Source organism: Bacteroides stercorirosoris (assembly GCF_900142015.1).
Classification (GTDB): domain Bacteria; phylum Bacteroidota; class Bacteroidia; order Bacteroidales; family Bacteroidaceae; genus Bacteroides; species Bacteroides stercorirosoris.
Genome location: NZ_FQZN01000071.1, coordinates 1 through 6,782 on the forward strand (window position 1 = coordinate 1; position 6,782 = coordinate 6,782).

Genomic DNA, 6,782 nt, shown 5'->3' on the forward strand with positions numbered 1-6,782 from the left:
TATTTAACCAATTTATTACTATATTTGAAAACAGGATTCAAGTATAAAACCCGAATCCTGAAGTTTTCTATTTACACAAAATTGTGGACAGTGCCTTACGCCCAACTATATACTTTATTGTACCAACCAGTCATTTTCTGAATCATTTTCTTCTTTTGCAACTTCTATCGTTGTATTCAACAACTCTTCTAATGTCTCTTTCAAAGTATCACCCAACGATTCTTCAAGTGTCTGGCTTAAAGTTTTCATAAGTTATTTGCTTTTTAATTGATATAATATGTATCAATTCGTCTGCTCATGGGCTTTCACGAATTATTTTTCATTTTTTCTTAAGATTTTTCCTCAAAACTGAAATTTCCAGCCCATTGCGTGTACAATTTCTCTATTAATCAATAATTGTACACATGAAACCATTCCACTCACTACTTCAAATGATAGATACTCTGCATACCGAAGAGGATTTCAGAGAGTATCTTGAAGATATGCGGTGGCATGGTGAGCCTGTTTGTCCGCATTGCGGCTCTATATCTAAGTACCACTATAAACTAACTCAAAAAGGAGAGTTCAAAGGTTTATACAAGTGTAAAGATTGTCGGGAACGGTTTACGGTTCGGATTGGTACAATGTTTGAAGATTCTAATCTTCCGTTAAAGAAGTGGTTCTATGCTATCTTTCTGTTCCTTTCGCACAAGAAAGGCATTAGTAGCTGCCAATTGGCGCGTGATATTCATGTTACCCAAAAGACAGCATGGTTTATGCTGCACTGCATCCGTCATAACATAAAGGATGATGATGCAACTTTTGATGATATGACTCAAATGGACGAAACCTATATGGGTGGTAAAAGTAGAAGTCATGGTAACGGAACACAAGGTCGTAGCCTCAAGGAAAAAACACCTATATTCGGCATGGTTTCAGACGGTCTTGTTTATGCACAAGTAGTGCCTAATGTTCAGAAAACAACTTTATACCCGATTATAAAGGAACGTGTGCGTAAAGGTTCTACAATCATTACAGATGAACTAAATGTATATAACGCATTAGGTAAAGATTATGAGCATAAGACTATTCCACACAAGCAACATATTTACGCTTTGAACGGATTTCATACAAACTCAATAGAGGGATTTTGGAGCCACATCAAGCGTGGTATCAAAGGTATCTACCACCTTGCGAGCAAGAAGCATCTTTCTAAGTATTGCAAGGAGTTTGTATTCCGATACAATACACGTAAACAAACAGATGGCGAGCGTTTCAATGATTTCTTGCAAAGTTTCACGGAACGGTTGTACTATGGCGAATTGTTAATGAAACCTGAATGGGCATGGGAATCAAATTAAGAAACAATTATATAAGCAGTCTGTGATTTGTCTAAAGCATATTTGTCTGTTTCCACCTTTTTTGTTTACTTTGTACACTAACTAAAAAAGGAGGTATAAGAACAGACATTATTTTTAAATAGACATATTGCATAACTTGCAGACAATTATTTGACTTGGTAAAATCTGGTAAATTTTAAATGAAGTTCAAAATAATGAGTCTAAGCATAGTTTGTACCCTCAATCGAGGGCGCAGACTGCTTTTTCTTATTTGAACTTCGGGCTTACCAGAGCCTTACCAATCAATGAGGAAGAGTATGTTTGTGCCCTTTTCTTGTATCTACTCATTTGATTATCCAAAAGGCAAAACTCCTAAAAACTCTTCTCTAAAAGTCTATAATACATATATCAAATATTAATCATTAAAGAAAGGAGAAACCTATGGGTAAAATTGCAACAAGAGCGTTTTGTAACACGCTCAAGGCGGGTGCATTTAGTTCGGAACTGACTCGATGTCCGACAAGGAGTGAAATTGAAGCAATCTCTGGCTTCTTTGTAAAGGGCACTTACGCCAATAATCAATTAGTAATGGAAGGGGATATTATTGGTCCTGTTGCAATTATTGTGGTTGGAGCTAGTGGCAATATCATAAAGACACAAGTGTAAATTAAGTAACAAGAAAGTGCCTTTGTAAGGATGCAACTCACTTTCTTGAAAACATCTCGCTCAAATGGTTGCAGGGCAAAACAAGTAAAAATAATGAAAACAAAAATCTTTTGTATGATGGTACTGTGTACCGGATTATTGATTGGGTGTGACAAAGAGCCTATAATTCCCGAAATTCCGGTTAAGCCTCCTGTTGAAGAACCCGAGGAACCAGAAGAACCCGAGGAACCAGAAGAACCTGAGAAACCAATAGAACCGGGAGAATTACCTTCAACAGAAAAGATTATTAACTTTAATAACGAATTTATGATAGTAGGAGCTGATAACAATGTATGGTGGAGTGGCATTGCCTATGGAAATGGGAAATATGTTGCAGTAGGAAATGGAACATCAGACAGTGGTTATATCACTACATCCACCGATGGAGAAAATTGGTTACCAGTTAAAACATTAGGAATGAAAGGTTGGTATAATATTGCATACGGAAATGGGAAGTTTGTAGTAGTAGGTTCGGCATTTGATTCATGTGCGGCTTCATCAATTGATGGTGAAAACTGGTCAGAACTGATTCATTTTGATAATGAAATTGGTTTTAGAAGAATTATATTTGGTAATGGGAAATTTGTAGTAGTGTCTCGTAGCGGTATTGACAAAGGCTCACCAATTATATCATCAACAGACGGAATGAATTGGACATATCCAGTATATACAGGAGGAACCTATGCTACAATAAACGACGTTGCCTATGGAAATGGGAAATTTGTAGCTATTGGCAAAGTTAACAATGCAAACTTCGCTATAACATCAACGGATGGAAGAAGTTGGTCTGCTCCTAATGTAATTGCAGGAAGCAACACCGTGAATGCTATAGGTTTTGGTAATGGGAAATTTGTAGTAGGAACTATGAATGGTGAAATTACTGTATCAACAGATGGAATAAACTGGTCACCGATAAAAGTGATACAATCTGGTATGCAAATTATGGATATAACACATGGAAAAGGGAAATTTATTATGACAGGTATTGTTTTCAACCCTGTCTATGGTGGATATGTTTCAACGTCTGTTGATGGAGAGAATTGGTCTGAGCCCCAACAGCTAAGTAATAAACCGTTAAGTGACATTTGCGCTATGCCATAGACAATAGAACTTCATATCAAAGTATTAGTAGGGCATGCTGGGAAACTGGCATGCCCTTTCGTTGTTTATAAGGATTATTAGGTACACAAAGAGATCACATGAAATTCAAAAGAATAAATTCACACCTAAATGTTTTTAAAAGTTAAATTTAAAAATTAGTCTCAAAATATTAACTACTAATTAAAATAATGCATTATATTTGCATCATCGTTCTTTGAAAAGTGTTTGATACAACCTAAATAACCAATACTTGAAGTGCATTAAGTTGCATAACCGAAAGGTAAATTGAGAAGCGGAAAGCATATTTGTATAAATCTAAGCTATTCATTATAACATGAATTAGATACGTAGATTGCAACTATGACGTTATGTTTGGTAAGGGATAGATTAGTGATGTATTTCCTAATAATAGGGGGAATATAATAATTCTTACTTTCCAGATAAACACCCATTTATAAGCCGTAACTTCTACGGCAGGAATATGAGGGGATTATATAGTGAACAACGAATATGGTTATTACTAGGTTTATTTAGTACGGCAGGAGGTAAACCTCTTAGTATTAACTTTAAATTAATATTCGTATGAATACAAAAATTATCAAACAAGACATTGATAGTCTTATTCAAGGAATAAGTACTATCCTTTCAAAAAACCGTTGTTCACTTACAGATGAAGAAAGAGTTCTTTTACAAGATTGTATGAAGCAATTAGAGCTGCAAAAACAGCAAGTCCCAATTGATTGGACTTCTATTTTAAATTCAGTTTCTGTTATAGCTCGTTTTTTTATATCTTTTAAAGATCTTCTATTTTAATCTGTACCCCCTCTTTTTTTATAAAATAATGAATATAGGAAAAATCATAAAAGAAACCAGAAAAAGCAAGGGATTAAAGCAACAATCATTTGCTAAAATGTGTGGGATAACTCAAACTTATCTATCGCAAATAGAGAATAATGTAAAAGAACCCACTACATCTTTACTTAGAAAAATAGCAGAAAATCTAAATTTGCCATTACCTATTTTATATTTTCTTTCACTTGAAAAAAGTGATATAGTAAAACGAAAGCAGGAAGCATATGAACTTTTAATGCCATCTATAAAATCACTTATAAATCAATTCTTTTCTGACGATATTGAAAAATAATATGATACAGAGCATTAAACATCTTGCATATACACTACGAATTTCTGAAAAAGAATTATTGTCTTTCGCACGCAAAGAGACGATACCCCATTATTATAAAGAATATGCAATAGAGAAATTTAATAAAAATGGAACACCTAAAACTGATAAATTTGGAAATCAGAAGAAACGAATCATCAATCCAAGTTTGTTGGAGTTAAAAGAGATACAGAAAAAAATCAATAGAGAAATACTAAAAAAAATACCCGTTCCTACATACATTTTTGGAGGTACAAAAGGTAAAGATAATGTATTAAACGCCAAAGTACACCAAGGTAAAAAGTTTAAGTTTATAACAGACCTAACCAACTTTTTCCCTAGCATAACGAATAAAATGGTGTATGAAATGTTTATATCATACAACTTTTCTCCTGACGTTGCGAGTTTACTAACAAAGTTAACTACTTTTAAAGGGCATGTTCCTCAAGGTGCCCCAACTTCTACTTACATTGCAAATTTGGTTTTTACAAAAACAGGAAATGAATTAAGCTTATTTGCTCAAAAACACAACATATCTTTCACTTCTTTTGTGGACGATTTAACTTTTTCATCTTCTGTTGATTTTAAAGAACTGGTTCCCGATATTATTCAAATAATCACAAAAAATGGTTTTGTGATTAGTCATCAGAAAACTCACTATCAAACTCATCTTCCTTCTATAACAGGAATTATATGTTACAATAATAAGTTAGACGTTACCAAAGAATTTTTAGAAGAATTAAAGAACTGTCAATCATCTCCAAAACAATATCAAGGTAAGATTAGATATAAAGAAAAAGTTGATAAAATATCAAATCTTAAGGTCAAAGAGCTAGTGAGATAATAGTCATGCCATTTATTGGATAATATATTAAAGCATAAATTGGCACATTAAAGTCCAGCCAGTCATTATACGCAATCGCTGGTACAATAAAGTATATAGTTGCGTTAATTTATTGAATAAGTAAAACGAAAATAGATGTATTTGCAAAAGAAAATCAGATGATAAAGGTATTGATTGAGCGTTCTTTCTTGTCGGATATATTAAAACGTCAATATTGGCTGTTCATGGATTATAGACGGAAGATGTTGGTGTGGTGATTTCAAAAAACGGTATTTACTCATCAAGGCGTTTCTTTAACGCAACGCACCGGAAATCCATGTCCTCTGCCCGCAGCACTCGTAGGTCCCACCCCTTCATTTATTGCACCCAAATAGTGGGCAAAAGATGAAGAGTTATCATATGGAGACGATGACCACACACAACAATAATAGCCGATATTATAGACTTGCCCATTACCACCATATCTATAACCGACTGCCGGATAAAAAGCCTGTTCGCCTGATGTGGAAGAAATGAAAAATCGACGCCCATAAACCGTTGTCTTAAAAAAGCCTCCGCCTTCAACTGTCACATTTATCTTCTCTTCAGCTGGGGAATTATAGTAGGTAGGAATCGTTGTATTATAATCCAGCATAGGAGGGATTTCTCCTGTATTCGTTGTTGTAAAGTTAGTCCAAACATCTTGGGGAGGCATATGCCAGCCCAAAGGACAGGGATCGTAAATCGTTTTTTGAATAAATTTCGTATCAAGTGCTAAACTGCTTACACCATTAACATCACCACCCCACAAATTATTAGAAGCTTTCCAGGCTGTTGTCGGAGAGAAAGCACCATAAATCCAGTTATATGATGGTATATACTCCGTATTAACATCAGCCATATCATATAAAATAAATGTTAGAGGATGAGCAATAGCATAAGCTATGATACTTGCCGTTTCTCTAGAAATCAAACTATTCATTTTGATATATTTATCTCCTCTTAACGCAGGCTCATCAAGATGATTCCCATCTTTATCATATATACTTATCTCACCCGCCTTATTTTTTCCAGCAGGAAACGGATCTTTTCTTCCAAACTGATAAAACAAGCTCAAAGTCTTTTCTTTTGTATCTGAATTATAAAGTATCTCAGCTTCAGCGCCTACATTGCGATCCATCATAATCAAATTACGGGAAATCAAGCCATTGTAATAGAGCGATGCATTCATTATTCTCGGATTCGTCTTATATGTTTGCGTAGGCATTTCTGCCAAATTAAAATGAGTTTTCCAAATATGCCAACTCCACAACACGTTACCACTTCTGTCTTTTACTGCAATCACCGCATTCCCTTCTGTTGTCGGACCGGTTTTTAAATAGACATATCCGTCTTTTAAAATCACTCCTTGAATGATTTTCCCATGGCCATTCGTTTCCCAAACAAGCTCTGCACTTGCAGGGTTGATTGCAGCATTAGCAGCCAAAGCACTTCCGGTTGGGGATATCAATGCTGCGGTGGCAGCTCCATTTCCTCTTACCGTAGCTTTAAACTTATACCATGTGTTTACCTTTTTAGCAAGATAACAATTTGCCGTGCCTGCACTACTCAAATCTTCTGTCCCCGCAAAATCGACAACAACCCTTGTATCTGTTGCCGCAATGTCATTCAA

Annotated in this window: 8 protein-coding genes; 6 read left to right on the forward strand and 2 right to left on the reverse strand. The window is 35.0% G+C overall.

Annotated features, from left to right (window positions below):
- Nucleotides 1–114 precede the first annotated feature (114 nt).
- Complete coding sequence (locus tag BUC01_RS26140) at nucleotides 115–249, reverse strand: hypothetical protein (protein ID WP_262484056.1); 135 nt, start codon at nucleotides 247–249, stop codon at nucleotides 115–117.
- 155 nt (nucleotides 250–404) lie between these two features.
- Between BUC01_RS26140 and BUC01_RS24630 the strand changes: the two genes are divergently transcribed.
- From BUC01_RS24630 to BUC01_RS24655, 6 genes are all read left to right on the forward strand, one after another.
- Complete coding sequence (locus BUC01_RS24630) at nucleotides 405–1,340, forward strand: IS1595 family transposase (RefSeq protein ID WP_025835948.1); 936 nt, start codon at nucleotides 405–407, stop codon at nucleotides 1,338–1,340.
- A 420-nt stretch (nucleotides 1,341–1,760) separates the two neighbouring features.
- Nucleotides 1,761–1,985: a hypothetical protein gene (locus BUC01_RS25650; RefSeq protein WP_025835950.1), complete on the forward strand. Its 225-nt coding sequence runs from the start codon at nucleotides 1,761–1,763 to the stop codon at nucleotides 1,983–1,985.
- 93 nt (nucleotides 1,986–2,078) lie between these two features.
- Nucleotides 2,079–3,125: a hypothetical protein gene (locus BUC01_RS24640; protein WP_051568882.1), complete on the forward strand. Its 1,047-nt coding sequence runs from the start codon at nucleotides 2,079–2,081 to the stop codon at nucleotides 3,123–3,125.
- A 582-nt stretch (nucleotides 3,126–3,707) separates the two neighbouring features.
- A complete protein-coding gene (locus BUC01_RS24645; protein ID WP_025835953.1) occupies nucleotides 3,708–3,938 on the forward strand; it encodes a hypothetical protein in 231 nt (76 codons plus the stop codon).
- A gap of 28 nt (nucleotides 3,939–3,966) precedes the next feature.
- Nucleotides 3,967–4,269, forward strand: coding sequence for a helix-turn-helix domain-containing protein (locus BUC01_RS24650; RefSeq protein WP_025835955.1), 303 nt, complete (start codon nucleotides 3,967–3,969; stop codon nucleotides 4,267–4,269).
- Between the two features lies 1 nt (nucleotide 4,270).
- Complete coding sequence (locus BUC01_RS24655) at nucleotides 4,271–5,131, forward strand: reverse transcriptase family protein (protein WP_025835957.1); 861 nt, start codon at nucleotides 4,271–4,273, stop codon at nucleotides 5,129–5,131.
- A gap of 280 nt (nucleotides 5,132–5,411) precedes the next feature.
- On the opposite strand, the gene BUC01_RS24660 is transcribed toward BUC01_RS24655, so the two are convergent.
- Nucleotides 5,412–6,782, reverse strand: a 1,371-nt coding sequence (locus BUC01_RS24660; RefSeq protein WP_217653897.1) for a fibrobacter succinogenes major paralogous domain-containing protein, incomplete at its 5' end; no start/stop codon positions are given.